The organism is Mycobacterium sp. (genome assembly GCF_049673265.1).
Classification (GTDB): domain Bacteria; phylum Actinomycetota; class Actinomycetes; order Mycobacteriales; family Mycobacteriaceae; genus Mycobacterium.
The window spans coordinates 1-19727 of record NZ_JBATXN010000125.1 but is presented as its reverse complement, the minus strand read 5'-3'; the positions used below and the strand labels follow the sequence as shown (position 1 = coordinate 19727).

The following is a 19727-nucleotide window of genomic DNA, read 5'->3' as shown; positions in this document are numbered from 1 at the left end:
CCGGTGCGTCTCGGCGCAGTGCTGGTGGCCGTTGCAGCACTGGCGACGGCACCGCGCGCGGCCGCGGAGTTGCCGACATTCGACCTGCAGGCGCACGCCGGCGGCCGCGGCCAGGCGACCGGGGAATCGTTGCGGGCATTCTCCAAATCGCTCGAACTGGGTGTCAGCACACTGGAACTCGACATCAACATCACGAAGGATCACCAGCCGCTGGTCTGGCATGACCCGATCATCGAGCCGCAGCAGTGCGCCGACACCCGGCCGGCTTTCGCCGGTGACCCGTCGTATCCCTACGTTGGAAAACAGGTGCACGAGCTGAGTCTGGGGCAGATCCGAATGCTTGACTGCGGCAAGCCGAATAGCCAATTCCCGCAGGCGGAAGTGGTACGGAGCAACAAGATAGCCACCTTGCCGGAGGTGTTCTCACTCGTCGACTCGTATCGGGCCGATGTGCGATTCAACATCGAAACCAAGGTCGCTGCCGATCGCCCGGCCATATCGGCCGGGCCGCAAGAGTTCGTCGACGTGGTGTTGGCTGCCGTCAGGTCGGCAGGCAAAGTGGACCGGGTTGAAATCCAAAGCTTCGACTGGCGCACATTGCCGCTTGTGCGCCAGGCGGAGCCGGCGATTCCTCTGGTGGCCTTATGGAATTCGCAGACCTGGATTGCGGACTCGCCCTGGCTGGCCGGCGTCAACCCCGCAGTCGTCGGTGATCCGGTGCTTGGCGCCACGATGGTTGGCGTCAGCATCCTTTCGCCCGATTACTCTTTGGTCGATAAGTCCTTGGTTGATCGGGCACATTCCTTGCGGCTGCGCATCATTCCGTGGACGGTCGACGACGCCAACGACATGCGGGCACAAATCGCTATGGGCGTCGACGGCATCATCACCAACTACCCCGCGACGCTGCGCAGCGTGATGGCCGAACTCGGTATGCCGCTGCCAGCGGCGTACCGCCGCTAACGGGGCACTTCGTAATCGAGAGTGCTGGAAAACGAATACGCGGGGTTGCCAGTAATCTCCGGCACGTTCGCATTGGGTGCGAATTGGCCGTCCCCTTGTTCATGCGACCCTCCAACCACCACACTAGTAAAATATCTTTACTACTGTAGTCATACAGCAGTACCGTTGACAGCAGCAAGAAGTACGAATTCGCTGAGGGCCAGATGGGGCTTGCGCAGCGCTGCGCACGCGCCGCCGCGGTCGGGTCTGCGGCGATCTGGCTTGGCGGCATCGGCGTGGGGGTGTGAACCTCGTGGGATCACAGTGGGCGAATGGAGCCGAGAGCGGCATGGACGACGAGCAACGGGTTGATCTAGGGGTGTCGTTGTTCATCCCGTACCGATACGCCGAGGACCGGATTTTCCAGGCCCTCCAGGATGCCGGATTCGACGACTGGACCCTCGCCCAGTGCCGTGTGTTTCAACGCATCGCCCAGGACGGTTCGCGTCTCACGGACCTCGCGAACCAGGCGCAAGTGAGCAAGCAGAGCGCCGGCGTGCTGGTCGATCAACTGGAACGCTTGGGCTATGTCCGCCGGGTCCCCGATCCCACGGATGGCCGTGCCCGGTTGATCGTGATCGAGCAACGTGGCCGGCGGGCGCTCGAGGTGGCCAAGGTGACATTCGACGAGATCCTCTCGGAGTGGAAGGCCTACCTGGGCACCCGCAACTTCACGTTGTTGCACCAGATCCTGGATCAACTCCGCGAGATCACCGACCCCTACGAGCGGTAAACCCGGCCGCGCTGAGTCTTTCGCCCCCGTTTCCCGTTCGCCCGAGCCGCCAGGGGCTGCGGCGCCAGCAGGCTTGGACTCCGCTTTGACATTAGTCAGCTTAATTGACTAATGTCGTCAATGATTCTTACGGTTCTCCGGCGATGGACGGGTGGTTGCCACGATGCAGGGCCAGAACCCGCATTCACCAGCACGCCCATTCATCCCTCAACAGAAAGTGAAATATGATGAAGTTTCTTGTCCTTGGAGCAACCGGTCGCACCGGCGTCCCCTTCGTCAAAAAGGCACTCGACCAGGGACACCAGGTCACCGCCCTCGTTCGGCGGGCCGACGCCAACGTTGACTCTCGCGCTCAAATCGTCATGGGCGACGTCACCGACGCCGCCGTGATCGCGACGGCAGCCCAGGGCCACGACGCGGTCATCAGCACGCTCGGAGTGAAAAACGTCCGCGAAACCCCCACGTTGATCACAGACACCATCCGTGCCGTCATCGCTTCTGCGAAAACGTCAGGGGTCGATCGCTTCGTCGTCGTCTCCGCGTTCGGAGTCGGCGACTCTCTTGCCAAGGCATCATTTCTGGCTGGCCTGATCTTCCGCACAGCGCTGCGCAAAAAATATGCCGACAAAGCCGCGTCGGAAGTTCTCTTGACTGCGAGCGATCTGAAATGGACCCTCGAATACCCTGGGGCGTTGAACAACCGGGACAGCACCCGATACACCGCTACCGTGCTCGAGAATGTCACAAAACTGCCGATCCTCCCCTCAACATCCCGCGCAAACGTCGCCGATTTTCTCCTTCACTCCGCTGTGGAAAACACCTTCATCCGTCGGATCGTCGTCGTCACGGACACCAAATAAGTCACCGATGCACGCCCAAAAAAACACCTCTCACCAGTGCCATCACCGGCCCTTCGTAAATTCAGAGTCCATTGACGAGTGCGTGGGAGTGAGCCGCTGTGCAGCAGTGAACGGATTCGATAGTGAGTGATGTTGCGGAATCCGAGGGCGTTGCGGCGCAGCGCTTCTAAGCGCCCGCTGATGACCACCGGGATATCCCGAGCCTTAGGTGCACTCTCGATTACGAAGAGCCGCTAACGGCTGCGCAATCGTCACACCGAGGTCTACAGCCCCAGTAACTGCACCCCGGCCCACAGTGCCAGCACTGCCGCTACCAACGCCGTGGGCACCGTGCACAGCCCGAGCCTGGTGTATTCGCCGACGCTGGCCGGAACGTTGTAGCGGCGTAACACGCTGCGCCACAGCAGATTTGATAGGGAGCCGACATAGGTCAGGTTGGGGCCGATGTTCACACCGATCAGCACGGCCAGCACCGCCGCCGGCCCGCTCGGCGCGACTAGCGGTACCAGCACCAGCGTCGCGGGCAGATTGTTGACGACGTTGGCCAGCACCGCCGCCACCACCGCGAAGCCGAGCAGCGCGGCCAAACCGGAACCGGACGGCAACATCTCGGCCATCCGGTCGGACACACCGTTTTGCATGACCGCCTGCACCACGACGCCCAACGCCAACACGAACACCAGAAACGGTATGTTCACCGCGCGCACGATCGCCACCGCGGTGGTATGCCGTCGGGTCAGGCTGCGTACCGCCATCGCCGCCGCCCCCGCGATTGCCGCCCACGCCGGCGCCACCCCGGCGGCCTCCGCGATCACGAACCCGGCCAGCGTCAGCGCCACCACCACCAACGCGAACACCGGCATCTGCGGTGCCGGCTCGTCGTCTTCGGGCTCAGGCTGCACGCTGAGGTCGCGGCGGAAGAACACCCGGAAGACGAGGTACACGGTGCCAATCGCGGCCAACCAGGGCAGCGCCATCACCGCGGTGAACTTGATGAAGGACACGTTGGCGACGTGAAAAGCCAACAGGTTGGTCAGGTTTGACACCGGAAGCAGTAACGACGCGGCATTGGCCAGGTGGGCCGTCGCGTAGGCGTGCGGCCGCACCGGTGCCCGCAGCCGCCGCACGGTGGTCAGTACCACCGGCGTCAGCAACACAACGGTGGCGTCCAGGCTCAGCACCGCGGTGATCGCGGCGGCGATGCCGAACACTTGCCGCAGCAGGCGTTGGGATCCGAAGCGGGCACGTGCCATTGCCGCCCCGGCCGCCTCGAACAGGCCTTCGTCGTCGCACATTTTGGCCAACACCAACACCGCGCCCAGGAACGCGACGACATGCGACAACCGGGCCGCCTCTGCAGCCGCATCGTGCGTTGAGATTGCGCCGGCGGCGATCAGGATGACGACAGCCGGGATGGCGGCGAACGCCTCGGGCCAACCCCGTGGACGGGCAACCGCGAACGCCAAAACCGCCGCCAGCGACAGCAGAGCCAGAAGTAGCGTCAAATTTGGGCCCACGGATCTTCGCGCCGCCACACCGTCGGCATATCCAGCGCGATACCGTCCTGCTCGGCCAGCTTGCTCAGAACACGCAGTGTTACGTCCAAGTCGTCGCCCGCATAGGGCAAGGCGCGCAACGGTTCTGACAGCGGGCGAAAGAAATCATCCCAGTGAATCAACACCACGCGGTTTGCGCCCACGGTGCGCACCGTCTCGGTCCAGTAGTCGACGAGATACGGCTCGGCCAGCAGACCCAGCTGGCCAACGCCGAGATAGACGACATCGGCGCGTTGGCCGGCCAGCGAACCCTTGACGAACCCGGCACTGCCTTGAATCAACAGCCGCCGGTCCGACGGCCGGTGATGCACCAGCGTCGACCAGGCCTCGCCGCACCGGTAGGCCGATGCCTTCACCGGCGGTATCACCGGCGCGGTGATCTCTCCGGGGAACCGATCGGGTGGGCTGTGCTGCGACTTGATCAGCGTCATGTCGAAGGCGCCCAACCGAATTGGCTCGCCAGATATTGCGACGGCGATACGGTCTTCGGCCAGGCCGTAGCCACGGCCGACGTTGGCCGCCGATTCGCCCCCAACCAATCGCGCGCCCGTGCGATCGGCGACCAGCGCGGAATCCAGCGCGTGATCGATATGCGTGTGCACCGGAACGACCGCCTCCAGCCGGGTCAGCTTGAGGCGGGCCAGACACCCGTCGACCCGGACCGGCGACGGCGCGACCTTGCCCAGTGCCACCCGCGCCAGGCTGGGCCGGGAGAAGTAGCCATCGGTCAGCAGCGTCGAAGCCCCGTCGTCGATCAGGAGCGTCGAAACCCCGAGCCACGTCACCGTCAGCGGCGCGCTGGATTCGGCGACCGGCACGCTGAACCGGTGCGCATACCGCTCGATGTCCGGACGCCCGGGCCGCAGCCTCATCAGCAAAACGCCTTCAGGTCAATCCCGTCGGCCTTGAGCCGATCTCGCACTGCCGCCGCAATCTGAACTGCACCAGGTGAATCACCATGCACACAAACCGATTTCACGTGCACATCGAGGGCAGACCCGTCAACCGCGGTGACGTGTCCGGTAGTCACCATCGCCACCACCCGTTCGGCGATGGCCGTCGGATCGTGCAGCACCGCGTCGGGCTCCCGACGGGATACCAGTGCGCCATCCGGTCGGTAGGCACGATCGGCGAATGCCTCCGGCACCGTGCGCAAGCCACGGCTTTGCGCCTCCTCGAAGAACGCCGAACCCGCCAGGCCCAGCACCGGCAGGCTCGCGTCGACCATCTGCACCGCCTGCGCGACGGCGGTGGCCTGCTCACGGTTGGTCATGATCGTGTTATAAAGCGCGCCATGCGGTTTGACGTAGGACACCGCCGAGCCGGCCGCCTGCGCGAGCCCATCCAACGCGCCGATCTGATAGACGACATCGGCGAGCAGATCCTCCGGCGCAACGTCGATGAATCGCCTGCCGAATCCGGCCAAGTCGCGATAGCTGACCTGTGCCCCGATGCGCACACCGCGATCCGCGGCCAGCCGGCACACCCGCAGCAGCCCGGCCGGGTCGCCGGCATGGAAGCCGCAGGCCACGTTGGCGCTGGTGACGATGCCGAGCATGGCGTCGTCGTCGCCGAGCCGCCAGACGCCGAAGCTCTCGCCGAGGTCGGCGTTGAGGTCGATAGAGGCCACGATCGCTAGCTTAAGGCGAGAATCTGGCCGCGATCCGGCGGGAATGCCCGGTAGCCTCAGACGCCATGAGCCCCACGCCGCGACGGCGGGCGACCCTGGCGTCGCTGGCGGCTGAGCTCAAGGTATCGCGCACCACCATCTCGAATGCGTACAACCGGCCCGATCAGCTGTCCCCCGAACTGCGGGAAAGAGTGCTCGCCACCGCCAAGCGCATCGGCTATCCCGGACCCGATCCGGTGGCGCGGTCACTGCGCACCCGCAGGGCCGGGGCGGTGGGCCTGATGATCACCGAACCGCTCACCTATTCGTTCAGCGACCCGGCCGCCCTGGATTTCGTTGCAGGGCTTGCCCAGTCGTGCGAGGAGCTGGGTCAGGGGCTGATGCTGGTGGCCGTCGGGCCAAGCCGCAGCATCGCGGATGGGACTGCGTCCGTGCTGGCGGCGGGCGTCGACGGCTTCGTGGTCTACTCGGCGGCCGGAGACGACCCGTACCTGCAGGTCGTGCAGCAGCGGCGACTGCCGTTGGTGGTGGTCGACCAGCCCAAGGAAGTGCCTGGTGCATCCGCGGTCGGCATTGACGACCGGGGGGCGATGCGCGAGCTCGGCGATTATGTCCTCGGTTTGGGCCATCGCGAGATCGGACTGTTGACGATGCGGCTGCGCCGTGACCGTCGTCGGGGCCTGGTCGACTCCCAACGCATCCGCTCGTCGACGTTCCAGGTGCAGAGCGAACGCATCCGCGGTATCCGCGACGCGATGGCCGCGGCCGGTGTCGACCCGGAGTCGTTGACTGTGGTGGAAAGCTACGAGCACACACCGGCATCCGGCGGCGACGCCGCCAAGGTCGCGCTAGACGCCAATCCGCGGATCACCGCGCTGATGTGCACGGCCGACGTCTTAGCCTTGTCGGCGATGGACTACCTGCGTGGCCGCGGCATGTACGCGCCGGGTCAGATGACCGTCACCGGCTTCGACGGCATATCCGAGGCGATCAGCCGGGGTCTGACCACGATGACGCAGCCGAGCCTGCAGAAAGGGCGCCGGGCAGGCGAGCTCTTGCACGCGGGCAATATCCAGCCCACAGTCGAGGTGCTCGACACCGAACTGATCCGCGGACGCACCGCCGGGCCACCGGCCTGACGTCAGACTGCGGAGTTCTCGCCGTTGCCGATCAGCAGCCGCACCGCGAGGTCAAGCCGCTTACTCACGTCGGTGGCCGATGCCCTCCGGGTGAGCCAGGCCAGCAGGTTCGACAGCCACACGTCCGAGATGACCCGGGCGATGTGGTACTGGTCCTCGGTCGGTTCGCCGTCGCTCATAGCCCGGGCGAACATCGAGTCGATCAGCTTCTCGACGTGATCAACTTCGCCGGCCGCCGAGGCGTCGGCGAAGACATAGGCGCGGGTCATGGCCTCGGTGAGCAGCGGATTGCGCTGCATCGCGCGATTGAGTTTGCTGACCATGAAGTTCAGCCGCTGAAACGGCGTCCCGCCGGTCAGGCTGGAGCGGTCAGTCTTGGCATCGATTCGCTCGAATTCCCGGCCCAGCGCGGAGACCAGCAGATGCACCTTGGACGGGAAATACCGGTAGAGCGTGCCTACCGCGACGTCCGCGCGATCGGCCACCGCACGCATCTGAACTGCCTCGTACCCGCCCTTCGAAGCGATGGCCATCGTCGCGTCGAGGATGCGTTTGCGACGCTCGCGTTGTGCCTCAGACCCGAGCTCAGACTCGGCCAGTACCGCCACGCTCATCACCTCACGAGGTTGCGCAGGGGACGAACTCGAGGGCTGACCCGAGCCGGTGCTCGTTGGCCCCGAAACAGAAGGGGACATCTGACGGACAGCTCCTTTTCTTGCGTCCTCGCCCGAAACGATACGCATGCCGAGCGCGAATTTCTCACCTCCGTGCCGCCGAGACACCGGGATGTCCTGCTGCGATGGCATTCGACTTGACGGTCGAACGCTGGCACTATTAGAACACGTTCTAGTGCTGCGCGGGGCGTCTCGGGCAGCGCCGATTACGTCTACCGAGGAGTCCAGGTGCCAACCACCATCACCGACGAACAGTTCGCGGCGCGGGAGTTGGTGCGCGACTGGGCCGCGACGTCCGGCGCGACGGCGGCGGTCAGGGCCATCGAGCAGGGGGAACCTGACGCCTGGCGACCGGTTTTTGGCGGCCTGACCGATCTGGGCTTGTTCGGCGTCGCGGTCCCCGAGGACTGCGGCGGGGCCGGCGGCAGCATCGAGGACCTGTGCGCGATGGTCGACGAGGCCGCCAAAGCCCTGGTGCCCGGCCCGGTGGCGCCGTCGGCGCTGGCGACGCTGGTGGTCACTGATCCGGAGTTGCGCGCCGCGCTCGCAGCCGGCGAACGCACAGCCGGGGTGGCACTCGACGCCGACGTCGAGTTCAACGGTGCCACCTCGCGAGCCTCCGGCACAGCGCGCTGGGTGCTCGGCGCCGTCGCTGACGCCCTGCTGTTGGTACCGGCAGGCAAAAAGTGGCTGCTCATCGACGCGGGCGCTGATGGTGTAGCCGTCGAGCCGCTGTCTGCCACCGACTTCTCCCGGCCGTTGTCGCAGGTCGTGCTCACCTCGGCGCCAGCCACCGAGTTGGACAGCACAGTTGCAGACCGGGTGGAAAACCTGGCCGTGACGGTGTTGTCCGCCGAGGCGGCGGGAATCGCCCGCTGGGCGCTGGATACCGCCGTCGCCTACGCCAAAGTGCGCGAGCAGTTCGGCAAGCCGATCGGCAGCTTCCAGGCGATCAAGCACCTGTGCGCCGAGATGCTGTGCCGTGCCGAGCAGGTGGCCGTCGCCGCCGCCGACGCTGCCCGCGCGGCCGGCGATGACGATGACCGCCAACTCTCCATCGCCGCAGCAATCGCGGCGGGCATCGCTATCGACGCGGTGAAGGCCAACGTCAAGGACTGCATCCAGGTGCTCGGCGGCATCGGCATCACGTGGGAGCACGACGCGCACCTGTACCTGCGACGGGCCTACGGGATCGGGCAGTTCCTCGGCGGGCCGGCCCGCTGGTTGCGTCGCACCGCCGAGCTGACTCAGGCCGGTGAGCGCCGTCGGCTGTCCATCGACCTGAGCGAGGTCGCCGACCTGCGACCCCAGATTGCTGAAGCGATCGCCGGTATCGCCGCACTGCCCGCGGAGAAGCGCCAAGCGGCGTTGGCCGAAGCGGGGCTGTTGGCGCCGCACTGGCCGGCGCCGTACGGCCGCGGCGCCGGACCGGCCGAGCAGCTGCTGATCGATCAGGAAATGTCGTCGGCGGGTGTGCCGCGCCCCGACCTTGTGATCGGCTGGTGGGCGGCGCCGACTATCCTCGAACATGGCACGCCCGAACAGGTGGAGCGGTTTGTGCCCGCTACCTTGCGCGGCGAAATCTTCTGGTGCCAACTGTTTTCCGAGCCGGGAGCCGGCTCGGATCTGGCGTCGTTGCGTACCAAAGCGGTGCGAGTCGACGGGGGCTGGGAGCTGACCGGGCAGAAGGTGTGGACGTCGTCGGCGCATAAGGCGCAGTGGGGTGTCTGCCTTGGCCGTACCGATCCAGATGCGCCGAAACACAAAGGGATCACGTACTTTCTGATCGACATGAGCTCGCCGGGCATCTTGATCCGGCCGCTGCGCGAAATCACCGGCGACGCACTGTTCAACGAGGTGTTTCTCGACGGGGTGTTCGTCCCCGACGAGATGGTGGTCGGCACAGTGAATGACGGCTGGCGGCTGGCCCGCACCACGCTGGCCAACGAGCGGATCGCGATGGCGCAGGGCACCGCGTTGGGCAACCCGATGGAACAGCTGCTCGAGGCAGCAGCGAAGGTCAATCTTGATGTCGCACAACAGGATCAGTTGGCGCGATTGATCATCACCGCGCAGGTCGGCTCGCTGCTCGACCAGCGCATCGCGCAGCTCGCCGTCGGCGGGCAGGACCCGGGCTCGGAATCTAGCGTGCGCAAACTCATCGGGGTGCGCTACCGCCAGGCGCTGGCCGAATACCGGATGGATCTGGCCGAAGGGGCCGGCGCCGTCGAGGACAAGATCGTGCATGACTTCCTCAACACCCGCTGTCTGACCATCGCCGGCGGCACCGAGCAGATCCTGCTCACGGTGGCGGCCGAACGGCTGCTGGGCCTGCCGCGCTGACGGCGGTGAGCGGTTGGGTCAAATGGGATGACGTTGGCTCGCACGATGTTCCGGATCTTCTACGACGCCGTCGACAGCGGTTTCTGAGAACACGGCCTCTGGTCCCCCCTACGGGTGCGTTCGGAGTAGGGTCAAACTGTCGGCGGCATCTCGAACATGACCGTACCGAGGTCATCTCGTCGCTGACTCGGAATAATTCGGCCTCTCGGGCTGAAGGCAGGGACGTCTCCAATGACCCACGATGTCGAGCTAACTCCCAACTCGTTCGGTTAGTCGTGCCAATCCACCAGCAACTGCTCGCCGCCATCGATGGCCGCCGGGGGGGCAAAGCCGCCGACAGCCTTTGCGCGGCCTGTGTCGTCCTCTTCGACGTCGATGCCGCCGCCATCTCCCTCATCTTCGACGGGGCGACGGCCGGAACCCTCGGCTCGAGCGACGTAACCGGCCGCATGCTCGACGAGCTCCAGTTCACTCTGGGAGAAGGCCCGTGCCTCGATTCGATCAATCAACGGGCGCCGGTTCTGGTGGTCGACCTCGCCGACCCTGATGACCTCCGGTGGCCCGCTTTCGGTCCCGCCATGCTCGCCCATCAAATCCGCTCTGTGTACGCCGTGCCTGTGGTCGTTGCCGGCGAATACGTTGGAGCTCTTGACCTTTTTCGCCGCCAACCTGGCCATCTCGCCGGCGAGAAGTTGGCCGGCGCCGCCGCCGCCGCCGAAATTGCCGGCATTCCGCTCTTGGACCTCCTCGACGGTGACTTCCAAGCCGCCGTCGCCGACCCGACCAGCAATGCCTGGGCCGAACTCAACGCGCTCTCGCGCGCTGAGGTCAGCCAGGCCACCGGCATGCTCGTGGCCCAGCTCGAGATCGACCCGGCCGAGGCCCTGGTACGACTTCGCGCGCACGCCTATGCCACCGGCCGCAGCGCCACCGATGTCGCCCGCGACATCCTTGACCGCAGACTCGAGCTCGAACCCGATTAAATCGCCGAGGAGGGCAACGTGACTAATACGCCCCGTGAAACCCGCGTCCTTGCCGCCGTGGTCAGCCTGGTCGACAGCCTGCTCGATGACTTTGACGTTGTTGACCTGCTCACCCAGCTCACGGAATGGTGCGCAGACCTTCTCGACGTCGAAGCTGCCGGTTTCCTCCTCGCGGACCCACTCGGTCAGCTTCGCCTTCTGGCCGCTACCTCCGAACAAGCCCGGGACGTCGAACTGTTCCAGCTTCAGGCCGACGAAGGCCCCTGCGTGGACTGCTATGCCACCGGCCAATCCGTTTCCATCGCCGACGTGCGGGCCGAAACCCGTCGATGGCCTCAGTTCGCCAGGACGGCGCGCGACGCCGGCTTCGCATCGGTGCATGCCGTTCCGATGCGCGCGGCTGGCGCGGTCCTTGGTGCGCTCGGTCTGTTCGGCACCCGTCCGGGAGTGCTCAGCGACGCCGATCTGCTTGTCGCGCAAACCCTTACACATATCGCGTGCGTCGCGCTTGTTCAGGAGCATTCGCCCACGCCCTCCACTGTGCTGCCGCAGCTAAGAGCCGCACTTGCCAGCCGTGTCACCATCGAACAGGCCAAGGGCTTTCTCCGTGAACGACTCGATGTCGAAGTGGAAGAAGCCTTTTCCCTTCTGCGTGACTATGCCCGAAGTCGGAAGGAACACCTCACGGACGTGGCTGGGCGGTTGATGAGAGACCGCGAATCCCGCCCGGCGCTTCTTGCCGCATTATCCGAACTCGCAGGCTAACCTCGCCGCGCCCGGGCCCGTCGCACAGCCTCCTCCACCAGCCGCTCCGCGAGGAGGTGGAGCTTGACGTTTTCCTTTTGACTCATCCGTGCGAGGCGGTCGAAGGCTTCTGAGGCGTCAACACCCGATCGAGCGCGGATGATCCCGATCGCCTGATCAATCACGGCCCGACTCACCAATGCCCGCTGGAGGCGCTCCGTCCGCTCCCGCGCACTATCCAATAGCAGTGCGTGGTACACCGACACCGCGGCCGGTCGTGCGAACTGCGATCCGAGCTGCACCGCATGATCTGCGAACGCGTCGCGACCATATGCATACGAGTTGATGGCACCGATGACCCGGTTGTCCACCACCAGCGGTAAGGCCAGCACGGAGTGCACCCCCATCCGGGCCACCCGCCCGCCGAAGTGCGGCCAACGGGGGTCGCTTCCGAGTGATCCGCTGACCGCCGGCCTCTGTGACTGCATGCTGGTTAGACAAGGCCCCTCATCGAGATCCTCGTATTGGGCGGTGTCGATCTCTTCGACGAACGCCGCAGTCACCGCCCAGGTTTGGATCCGCGGTCTGGGCTCGTTCGACTTGATCAACGTAACGCCCACCCCGTCCACGCCCGGAATGGCCTGCGACGCGAACTCGGCCACATCCCGGAGGATCTCGCTTACCTGACGCGCGTCGGCCACGATCCCGGCCACTCCGCGCAGCCCCACATGAAGATCAACCTCGTCCGCTTCGAGCTGCGCCCGTGATAGAGGGCGCTGGGGGGGCTCGCGACCAGGCTGGGCATCGTAGTCGGACATCGGTACGACCATTCTAGGCCGTTCGGCGCGAAGCCGATCAGCTAACCAGCGCCAGCGCGTGTGCGCGCCGCAGCTTTCCCGACGGTGTCTTGGGGATCGCCCCGGGCGCTAGGACTACAACATTGCGGGGCCGCACATCGACCTCGGCGAACACCTCGTGTGCTACTTCACGTTCGATGCGGCGGACTTCGTCCGGCTGCTGCCAAGCCTTCGACTCGACCGCCACGGCGAAGCTCTCGCGCGACAGTTCGGCGTCCAACCGCACCGCTACAGCACAACCCCGCCGGACCCCTGCCACCCGGGCACCAGCGCGCTCGATGTCGGTGGGGTAGATCTTGCGGCCGCCCATGATGATGACGTCCTTTACCCGGCCACAGACCACGATGTTGCCAGTCTCGGTCAGATACCCCAGGTCGCCGGTGTCGTACCAACCCTGATCATCTTGCGCCGCAACCAGACCTGCGACGGTGGCGTATCCGTTAGTCACCGATTTGCCGCGCACTTGGATAACGCCCACGCTGCGAGTCGAGAGCACACTGCCGTCCTCGTCGACAATCCGCACCCCCATTCCCTGCAGTGGCCGGCCAACGCAGGCCAATCGACGCGTGCGGCCTTTGGTCGCCGGGATTGCCCGATGCAGTACTGCCAGCAGGTCGGCGTCCACTTCGTCGATGACCATTCCCTCGCCGCACTCGGTGAACGAGACCGCCACCGTCGTCTCCGCCATCCCGTATGCGGGAATGATCGCCTCCGGCCTCAACCCGAACGGTGCGCCGGCGGAACACAAATCCTGCACATCGGGAGGGTCCACCTGCTCCGCACCCGAGAGCGCCCACCGCAACGACGACAGATCGAACTGGCCCGGTGTCGCCTGCCGACGCAGCCGCTTGGCTAACAGGTTGTAGGCGAAGTTGGGCGCAGCCGTCATGGTGCCCTTGTACTTGTCAATTAGCTTGCCCCACAGCAATACATCGCGCAGAAAATCTATCGGGGTAATCTTGACGAGCTCGACACCGTAGTACATCGGAACCGTCAGGTAGCCCGTCATGCCCATGTCGTGGAAACAAGGAAGCCAGCTGACGATCACGTCGGTGTCAATGTCCACATTCGCACCGGCGAACATCGCCTCGGCATTGGCGACGAAGTTCGCGTGGGTAATCCGGACCGCCTTCGGAGCCCCCGTGGAGCCCGAAGTCAACTGCAGAAACGCGACATCCTCGTCGTCGGTGTTCACGGGGTCGATCGCACGGCCGTCGAGCAACTGCTCAATGGTCAGCACATTCGTGCCCGACTGTGCCAGTAGAGGGGCCGCAGACATGAACGGCTCCGAGACCAAAACCGCTCTCGCCTCGATCATCTTGATGACGGCGGCGGTCTCCTCGGCCCAACGCTGCAGGTCGGTTCGTGGGGTCGGCTGATGCAACATAGTGAGACTGGCACCGCGCATCCAGATGCCTTGGGCGGCAGGCGCGATCTCAACTGGAGCCCCAGCCAGCACGGCGACGGCATCGCCGTGCCCGACTCCTGCCGCGGCTAAGCCGCCGGCAACGTGACGGGCTCGCTGGTGAACCTCCACCCAGGTGTGTCGTATTGGTGCATCGGGCTCGCCGGTGACCATGCCGTTCAGACTCCATCGGGCATTGATGAACATCGTCTCGGTAAAAGTGCTCATGAAATCCCTCTTGCGCTAGCGCGATCGGTCGGCCTGTTCGCCGCTGGGCGAGTGACGGTGTGCCTCGCGCCCAACTGAATCGTTGGGAAGACGACGAGATGACCGGACAATGCCTGAGGACAAAGGCGGAGCGAGGGCGTAGGGGCTGTTCTGCCGAAAACTGGCCCCATCAGGAGCAGCGCGATACGTCTGCGGCTTACGTTGTAGTTCATCGCCACCCGGTGGGGAAGTCAGATCGCCGCCCGGAGCGTTTCCCGATGGCTGGAGAGTCAACCAAAGACAGACCGTACCGTCTGCTCCGCGATTGCACCACCACCTGCAAACGTGTCATCAGGTCGAGAAAAAGGAGGCAGGTACAGCACACGGGAATTTGTGCTGTCGGATATTAACGGCCGTACGCCCTTTCGATCTTCGCTACGTGGGGCGTAGCCTGGAACCCAGTGACGGAATTTAGGGCCGGTTGCGTTCGCGTTCCGCTGCGAGATGACCGTTGGTGCAACTGTGGTGTTAAGCAGTCAGCGCCAGACTGGCCGTCGTCGACACCCGCTGTGTGCGCATACGCGGCGTTTCAACTCAAGCATGCTCGTCGATGCGCAAATGGGCCGTGAGCAGCATTTTGTCGTACGCCGACCTCTCCGGCATCGTGCCGTTGTGGCTGAGGGCGATGAAGTCGGCGGTGATCTGCTTGGCGAGCGGTCGAAGCTTGGCGTTGGTTTCCTGAGATCGCCACTTGAGTAGGTCAAATGCGGCGTCCGCGCCGATCTGGTAGATCATCATCAGCATGCCTTTCGCCTGCTCGATGACTGCACGGTGTTCGCTGACTCGCTCGACACCCGCGCTGATTTGGTCCTGGTGTGCCTGCTCGGTCGGTGTCACATCGATATAGAAGCCGTGGGTGCCGACGACGACGTTTCGCTCGTCGAGGAGTTGATCGCCGACGACAACAACATGATGAATGTGGCCTGCGACATCGACGATGCGATGGCGGCTGCTGAACGCTTGGCGCGTCTGCCGAATTAGTGCCAGCGTGTCGGCGATCTGCCGATAGTCATCAGGATGTTTGTGGGCCAACACGATTTCGGTTGTTGGTGTCACCTCACCGGGCAAATACCCATGCATTCGTTGCACCTGGGATGACCATTCCCAGCGATCATCGTCGAAAAAGTAACGGAACCAGCCCGCCCTTTGCGGGCCGCCGGCCGCTAACGTCCGCTCGACCTCACCGTTGGATGAGCTCGAATCCTCCCCGGTAAAACGGTATGTTGTCTGCTGCCATCCCTCCATGCGATACCCCTTTTGCGGAATATCTCACGGCGCTTGCCGTCACTTTCAACACCTTTGTACATCTTGGATGGCTTCCCCTCAAGAGATTCGATGGCCAAGTTTCAGCAACAATGCAAGCGGTCGGCCAGCGGTGGCGTTTGGCCGAAAAGCGGGTGCCGTTGCCAAAGGGGCCGATATCAAGATCGCTGGGGCCTAAGCTCAAAGCCCACAAATGAGTACCGTGCTGATACCGATTCCCGATCGCGACTTCGACCCGACCGAAGTCGCGGTGAGTTGGCAGGTGCTGCGCGACGACGGCCACCGCGTCGTCTTCACCACCGAAAGCGGCTGCGCCGGGGTGGCCGACGACATCATGGTCACCGGCCGCGGTTTGGACTTCTGGTCGGCGATACCGGTATTAGGTGCCATCACCGTCGTCGGCCGGATGCTGCGGGCCAACAAGGACGCCCGCCGCGCATACCGGGAGATGCTGCAATCCACCGAGTATCAGCATCCGTCCGGTTGGGCGGCAGCCACGCTCGAGGGCGTTGATGCCTTGCTGTTACCCGGCGGCCATCGTGCCCGCGGAATGCGGTCGTATATCGACAGCGAGACGCTGCAACGCCTTGTTGTCGACGCCTTCGGCCGCGGGCTGAACGTGGCCGCGATCTGTCACGGTGTTCTGCTGGCCGCGCGGAGCGTGGATCCGACGACCGGTCACTCGGTGCTGTATGGCCGCCGGACCACGGCGTTGACGTGGGCGCTGGAGCGAACCGCCTGGCGTATCACCCGGTTCACCCGGTTTTGGGACCCGAACTATTACCGCACCTACACCGAGGAACCCGGGCAAGCGCCCGGCTACATGTCCGTGCAGTCCGAGGTCACGCGTGCGCTAAAAAACCCGACGGACTTTTGTGATGTCGAGCGCGGCTCACCGCATTGGCGGATGAAGAGCTCCGGGCTGGCGCGTGACACCGCAACCGATTCGCGGCCGGCTTTCGTCGTCGACGACGGCAGCTATGTGTCGGCGCGGTGGCCGGGCGACACCCACACCTTCGCAAAGGTGTTGTCGCAGAAGCTTTCCCTGATCTAGGAGAAGTTGGCTTGCGCGCAGGTGCTTGGTGAGGTGATGTTGACCCCGCTGTAGACCACCTGGATGTGCGTGCAGGCGATGACGTTGACGTCAAGACTGGGTTGTCCGGTGCGCCAGCTTGTCGAGTCGATCCGTCCGACGGTCTGATACTTCTCCGGCGGCCCTTCGCCCATGTAGATCGTGGTGACTTCGTCCGAACCGCCGTCTTTGTTGACCCGGTCGTACTGAGCGGTGGCGTGCACGTCTAGGTAGGTCAGCCGGTCGGACGGCCGGATCGTGGTGCTCTGCCGCGACCACAGGTCGTTGGGGAATCCGGTCACGGCGTCACCAGATCGCCTATCAGCCCCGACCGTGAAGTCGCAGCTGCCATTCGCGTGATGGCAGTCGAGCCGTGCATACGTCTCAAGCTGAGTACCGTCAGGGAGCGGCATCACCGTCGTCGCGTTATTGCTGGCCGCCGGCGAGACCACTGGCGGCGTCAACGCGAACATCAGACCGACGCCTGCCAGTGCAATCACCAGCTGCTTGCTCATCAGCAGAACCTAACGCTCGCGGCTATTCGTCGTAGCTAACTTCGACCGAATCGGTCTCCGGGTGCGACTGGCAGGCCAGAATCAGCCCGTCGTCGAGGTCCTGCTGCTCCAAGACGTCGTTGACCTCCATGCTCACTTTGCCTTTGCGCAGGGTCGTGGCGCAGGCGCCGCAGTGGCCCTCGCGACAGGAAAACGGCGCGTCGAGGCCGGCATCCAGCAGCACGTCGAGCAGCTTGGCTGCGCGCGGCCACGACACGGTATGGGTCTGCCCGTCCAGCTCGACGACCGCGGTGGCGGGCGGCTCGTCACCCTCGTCCTCGATCTTCACCGCGGCAAACGGATCGGTGTCCAGCGACTTGAACACCTCGATATGTACTTGCTGCGCAGGCACATTCAGATTTTCCAGGGCTTCGCGCGCGGCGGCCATGAATGGCCCGGGCCCGCAGATGAACGCTTGCCGGTCGGTGAACGGGGCCGCAAGTTGGGCCAGCGCGGTCGCCGACGGCAATCCCTGCAGTGACTCCAGCCAGTGCATCACGGTCAGCCGGTCGGGGTATTTGGCGGCGAGCTCGCGCAGCGCGTCGCCGAAGATCACCGAGCGCTCATCGCGGTTGGCGTAGAGCAGCACCACCTGCCCGCTGCCCTCCGACAGCGCCGATTTGCAGATCGACATCACCGGCGTGATTCCGCTGCCGGCGGCCAGGAGCAAAAAGTCGTCGTCGAGCGTCTTGGGCACGAACGTGCCCGACGGCGCCAGCACGTGAACCCGCATGCCGGGATGGGCGTGGTCGCACAGCCAGTTCGACGCGTACCCGTCTTTGTCCCGTTTGACGGTGACCGTCAGCGCGTCGTCGGTGAACGGCGAGCTGCACAGCGAGTAGCAGCGGGCGACCGATCCGGTGCGATCGCTGGGGACCCGCAGCGTCAAGAACTGGCCAGGGGCGTAGCGCAGCCGCTCCGCCGGTATCTCGGTTCCGTCGGGCACCGTGAACACCAGCGACCGGGCGTCATCGGTCTCGGCGACGACGTCGGCGATCTGCAGTTCCAGGACATGCTTGCCGAGCGGCTCGTCGGGAACCGTGTCCGTCACTGCCCCGCCCTTCCGTGTGTCATAACTAGAACAGGTTACAGAAAACCCGATCAGTATCGCTACCAGCCGCAGGAATACCCTGCTCGACACAAATCGGAACGTGTTCTAGTCTCTGTTTAAGTGAGCCACCTATGGAGGAACCCGTGACGTCCATTGAACAACGTGACGCCCAGTCGGTCCTAGACGGCATCGACGACCTGCTGCCCAAGTTGCGGCAGCGGGCGCAGGAGACCGAAGACCTGCGCCGTTTGCCGGACGCCACGGTCAGCGAGCTTCAGGAGATCGGTTTCTTCAGGCTGCTGCAGCCCAGCCAGTGGGGCGGCCTGGAATGCGACCCCGCGCTGTTCTACGAGGCAGCTCGCCGGCTGGCGAGCGCATGCGGTTCGACCGGCTGGGTCAGCTCGATCATCGGCGTGCACAACTGGCACCTGGCGCTGTTCGACCAGCAGGCCCAAGAAGAGGTCTGGGGTCAGGACACAGATGTACGGATTTCGTCCTCGTATGCCCCGATGGGTGCGGGCGTCGTAGTCGACGGCGGCTATTTGGTCAACGGTTCGTGGAACTGGTCGTCGGGCTGTGACCACGCGACGTGGGCGTTCCTCGGTGGCCCGGTGATCAAGGACGGCCGGCCGGTGGACTTTGGCAGCTTCCTGATCCCGCGTAGCGAATACCGCATCGACGACGTCTGGCATGTCGTCGGACTGCGCGGCACCGGCAGCAACACCGTCGTCGTCAAGGACGTCTTCGTTCCCCGGCACCGGTTCTTGTCCTATAAGGCGATGAACGACGGCACCGCGGGCGGGTATGAGACCAACACCGCCCCGGTTTACAAAATGCCATGGGGCACAATGCATCCCACCACTATTTCGGCGCCGATCGTCGGTATGGCTTATGGCGCGTACGACGCGCATGTCGAGCATCAGGGCAAACGGGTGCGGGCGGCGTTCGCCGGCGAGAAGGCGAAGGACGACCCGTTCGCCAAAGTTCGTATCGCCGAAGCTGCCAGCGACATCGATGCGGCCTGGCGTCAGTTGAGCGGCAACGTCGCCGACGAGTACGCGCTGCTGTCCGCGGGCAAGGAGATCCCCTTCGAACTGCGGACCCGCGCCCGCCGCGACCAAGTGCGTGCCACCGGACGGGCGATCGCTTCGATCGACCGGCTGTTTGAGGCGTCCGGTGCCACGGCACTGGGCAACGACCAACCGGTGCAACGCTTCTGGCGCGACGCGCACGCCGGGCGGGTGCACGCCGCCAACGACCCAGAGCGGGCCTACCAGATCTTCGGTAACCACGAGTTCGGGCTGCCGCCCGGCGACACCATGGTCTAGACGGATGCGCGCCAGCGACGATGCAGTGGGGGCACCCCCAGCCGCGCAGCGGTGAGGGGGACGAAGCGATGAGGAGGAGTGGCGCTAAGTGACCGCGACGGAAGAACTCACCTTCGAGTCGACCTCGCGGTATGTCGAGGTAGACGTCGACGGCCCGCTGAAGCTGCACTACCACGAAGCGGGCATTGGCCACGACCAGACGGTGGTGCTGCTGCACGGCGGCGGCCCCGGAGCGGCGAGCTGGACGAACTTCGGGCGCAACATCC

The 19727-nt window shown here is 64.8% G+C and carries 19 protein-coding genes; 10 read left to right on the top strand and 9 right to left on the bottom strand.

From position 1 onward, the window contains the following. Positions 1-3 precede the first annotated feature (3 nt). The 3 genes from WBF82_RS04380 to WBF82_RS04370 all read left to right on the top strand — a co-directional run bounded on the left by WBF82_RS04380 (position 4) and on the right by WBF82_RS04370 (position 2595). A complete protein-coding gene (locus WBF82_RS04380; protein ID WP_424381875.1) occupies positions 4-963 on the top strand; it encodes a glycerophosphodiester phosphodiesterase family protein in 960 nt (319 codons plus the stop codon). 328 nt (positions 964-1291) lie between these two features. After that, positions 1292-1735 carry a MarR family winged helix-turn-helix transcriptional regulator gene (locus WBF82_RS04375; RefSeq protein WP_424381874.1) on the top strand — a complete coding sequence of 148 codons (444 nt, stop codon included), beginning with the start codon at positions 1292-1294 and terminating at the stop codon, positions 1733-1735. A 224-nt stretch (positions 1736-1959) separates the two neighbouring features. Beyond that, on the top strand, positions 1960-2595 hold the full coding sequence (locus WBF82_RS04370) for an NAD(P)-dependent oxidoreductase (RefSeq protein ID WP_424381873.1): 636 nt from the start codon (positions 1960-1962) through the stop codon (positions 2593-2595). Between the two features lie 263 nt (positions 2596-2858). Here the strand turns inward: WBF82_RS04370 and WBF82_RS04365 are convergent, their stop codons facing one another. The 3 genes from WBF82_RS04365 to WBF82_RS04355 are packed head-to-tail and all read right to left on the bottom strand — an operon-like array spanning position 2859 to position 5781. Further along, the gene (locus WBF82_RS04365) at positions 2859-4100 is read right to left on the bottom strand and encodes an SLC13 family permease (RefSeq protein ID WP_424381872.1); all 1242 of its coding nucleotides are present in this window, start codon (positions 4098-4100) and stop codon (positions 2859-2861) included. Further along, positions 4097-5023: an MBL fold metallo-hydrolase gene (locus WBF82_RS04360; protein WP_424381871.1), complete on the bottom strand. Its 927-nt coding sequence runs from the start codon at positions 5021-5023 to the stop codon at positions 4097-4099. Before WBF82_RS04360 ends, WBF82_RS04365 begins: the two co-directional genes overlap by 4 nt. Next, a complete protein-coding gene (locus WBF82_RS04355) occupies positions 5023-5781 on the bottom strand; it encodes a LamB/YcsF family protein (RefSeq protein ID WP_424381870.1) in 759 nt (252 codons plus the stop codon). The genes WBF82_RS04360 and WBF82_RS04355 overlap by 1 nt, the downstream gene beginning before the upstream one ends. Before the next feature lie 65 nt (positions 5782-5846). On the opposite strand from WBF82_RS04355, the gene WBF82_RS04350 reads away from it, so the two are divergent. Next, entirely contained in the window at positions 5847-6920 is a 1074-nt protein-coding gene (locus WBF82_RS04350) for a substrate-binding domain-containing protein (RefSeq protein WP_424381869.1), read from the top strand. A 2-nt stretch (positions 6921-6922) separates the two neighbouring features. Here the strand turns inward: WBF82_RS04350 and kstR are convergent, their stop codons facing one another. Beyond that, the gene (kstR, locus tag WBF82_RS04345; RefSeq protein WP_424381886.1) at positions 6923-7528 is read right to left on the bottom strand and encodes a cholesterol catabolism transcriptional regulator KstR; all 606 of its coding nucleotides are present in this window, start codon (positions 7526-7528) and stop codon (positions 6923-6925) included. A 294-nt stretch (positions 7529-7822) separates the two neighbouring features. On the opposite strand from kstR, the gene WBF82_RS04340 reads away from it, so the two are divergent. The 3 genes from WBF82_RS04340 to WBF82_RS04330 all read left to right on the top strand — a co-directional run bounded on the left by WBF82_RS04340 (position 7823) and on the right by WBF82_RS04330 (position 11685). Beyond that, positions 7823-9937, top strand: a complete 2115-nt coding sequence (locus WBF82_RS04340; RefSeq protein WP_424381868.1) for an acyl-CoA dehydrogenase — start codon at positions 7823-7825, stop codon at positions 9935-9937. A gap of 275 nt (positions 9938-10212) precedes the next feature. Continuing rightward, positions 10213-10920: a GAF and ANTAR domain-containing protein gene (locus WBF82_RS04335; protein WP_424381867.1), complete on the top strand. Its 708-nt coding sequence runs from the start codon at positions 10213-10215 to the stop codon at positions 10918-10920. Between the two features lie 18 nt (positions 10921-10938). Beyond that, positions 10939-11685 carry a GAF and ANTAR domain-containing protein gene (locus WBF82_RS04330; RefSeq protein ID WP_424381866.1) on the top strand — a complete coding sequence of 249 codons (747 nt, stop codon included), beginning with the start codon at positions 10939-10941 and terminating at the stop codon, positions 11683-11685. Here the strand turns inward: WBF82_RS04330 and WBF82_RS04325 are convergent. The 3 genes from WBF82_RS04325 to WBF82_RS04315 form a co-directional block, all read right to left on the bottom strand. Then, the gene (locus tag WBF82_RS04325) at positions 11682-12482 is read right to left on the bottom strand and encodes a GAF and ANTAR domain-containing protein (protein ID WP_424381865.1); all 801 of its coding nucleotides are present in this window, start codon (positions 12480-12482) and stop codon (positions 11682-11684) included. The genes WBF82_RS04330 and WBF82_RS04325 overlap by 4 nt on opposite strands. A gap of 37 nt (positions 12483-12519) precedes the next feature. Then, a complete protein-coding gene (locus WBF82_RS04320) occupies positions 12520-14154 on the bottom strand; it encodes a fatty acyl-AMP ligase (protein ID WP_424381864.1) in 1635 nt (544 codons plus the stop codon). 573 nt (positions 14155-14727) lie between these two features. After that, complete coding sequence (locus WBF82_RS04315) at positions 14728-15438, bottom strand: PAS and ANTAR domain-containing protein (protein ID WP_424381863.1); 711 nt, start codon at positions 15436-15438, stop codon at positions 14728-14730. Between the two features lie 211 nt (positions 15439-15649). Between WBF82_RS04315 and WBF82_RS04310 the strand changes: the two genes are divergently transcribed. Then, positions 15650-16510 (top strand): type 1 glutamine amidotransferase domain-containing protein, encoded by an 861-nt coding sequence (locus tag WBF82_RS04310; RefSeq protein WP_424381862.1) that lies wholly within the window; start codon positions 15650-15652, stop codon positions 16508-16510. Here the strand turns inward: WBF82_RS04310 and WBF82_RS04305 are convergent. Both WBF82_RS04305 and WBF82_RS04300 read right to left on the bottom strand, forming a co-directional pair. Beyond that, on the bottom strand, positions 16507-17043 hold the full coding sequence (locus WBF82_RS04305) for a hypothetical protein (RefSeq protein WP_424381861.1): 537 nt from the start codon (positions 17041-17043) through the stop codon (positions 16507-16509). The genes WBF82_RS04310 and WBF82_RS04305 overlap by 4 nt on opposite strands. Positions 17044-17065: 22 nt before the next feature. Continuing rightward, positions 17066-18133, bottom strand: a complete 1068-nt coding sequence (locus tag WBF82_RS04300; RefSeq protein WP_424381860.1) for a 2Fe-2S iron-sulfur cluster-binding protein — start codon at positions 18131-18133, stop codon at positions 17066-17068. A gap of 143 nt (positions 18134-18276) precedes the next feature. On the opposite strand from WBF82_RS04300, the gene hsaA reads away from it, so the two are divergent. Beyond that, a complete protein-coding gene (hsaA, locus tag WBF82_RS04295) occupies positions 18277-19461 on the top strand; it encodes a 3-hydroxy-9,10-secoandrosta-1,3,5(10)-triene-9,17-dione monooxygenase oxygenase subunit (RefSeq protein WP_424381859.1) in 1185 nt (394 codons plus the stop codon). A gap of 88 nt (positions 19462-19549) precedes the next feature. Beyond that, the coding region (locus WBF82_RS04290) for an alpha/beta fold hydrolase (RefSeq protein ID WP_424381885.1) at positions 19550-19727 on the top strand (178 nt) is incomplete at its 3' end.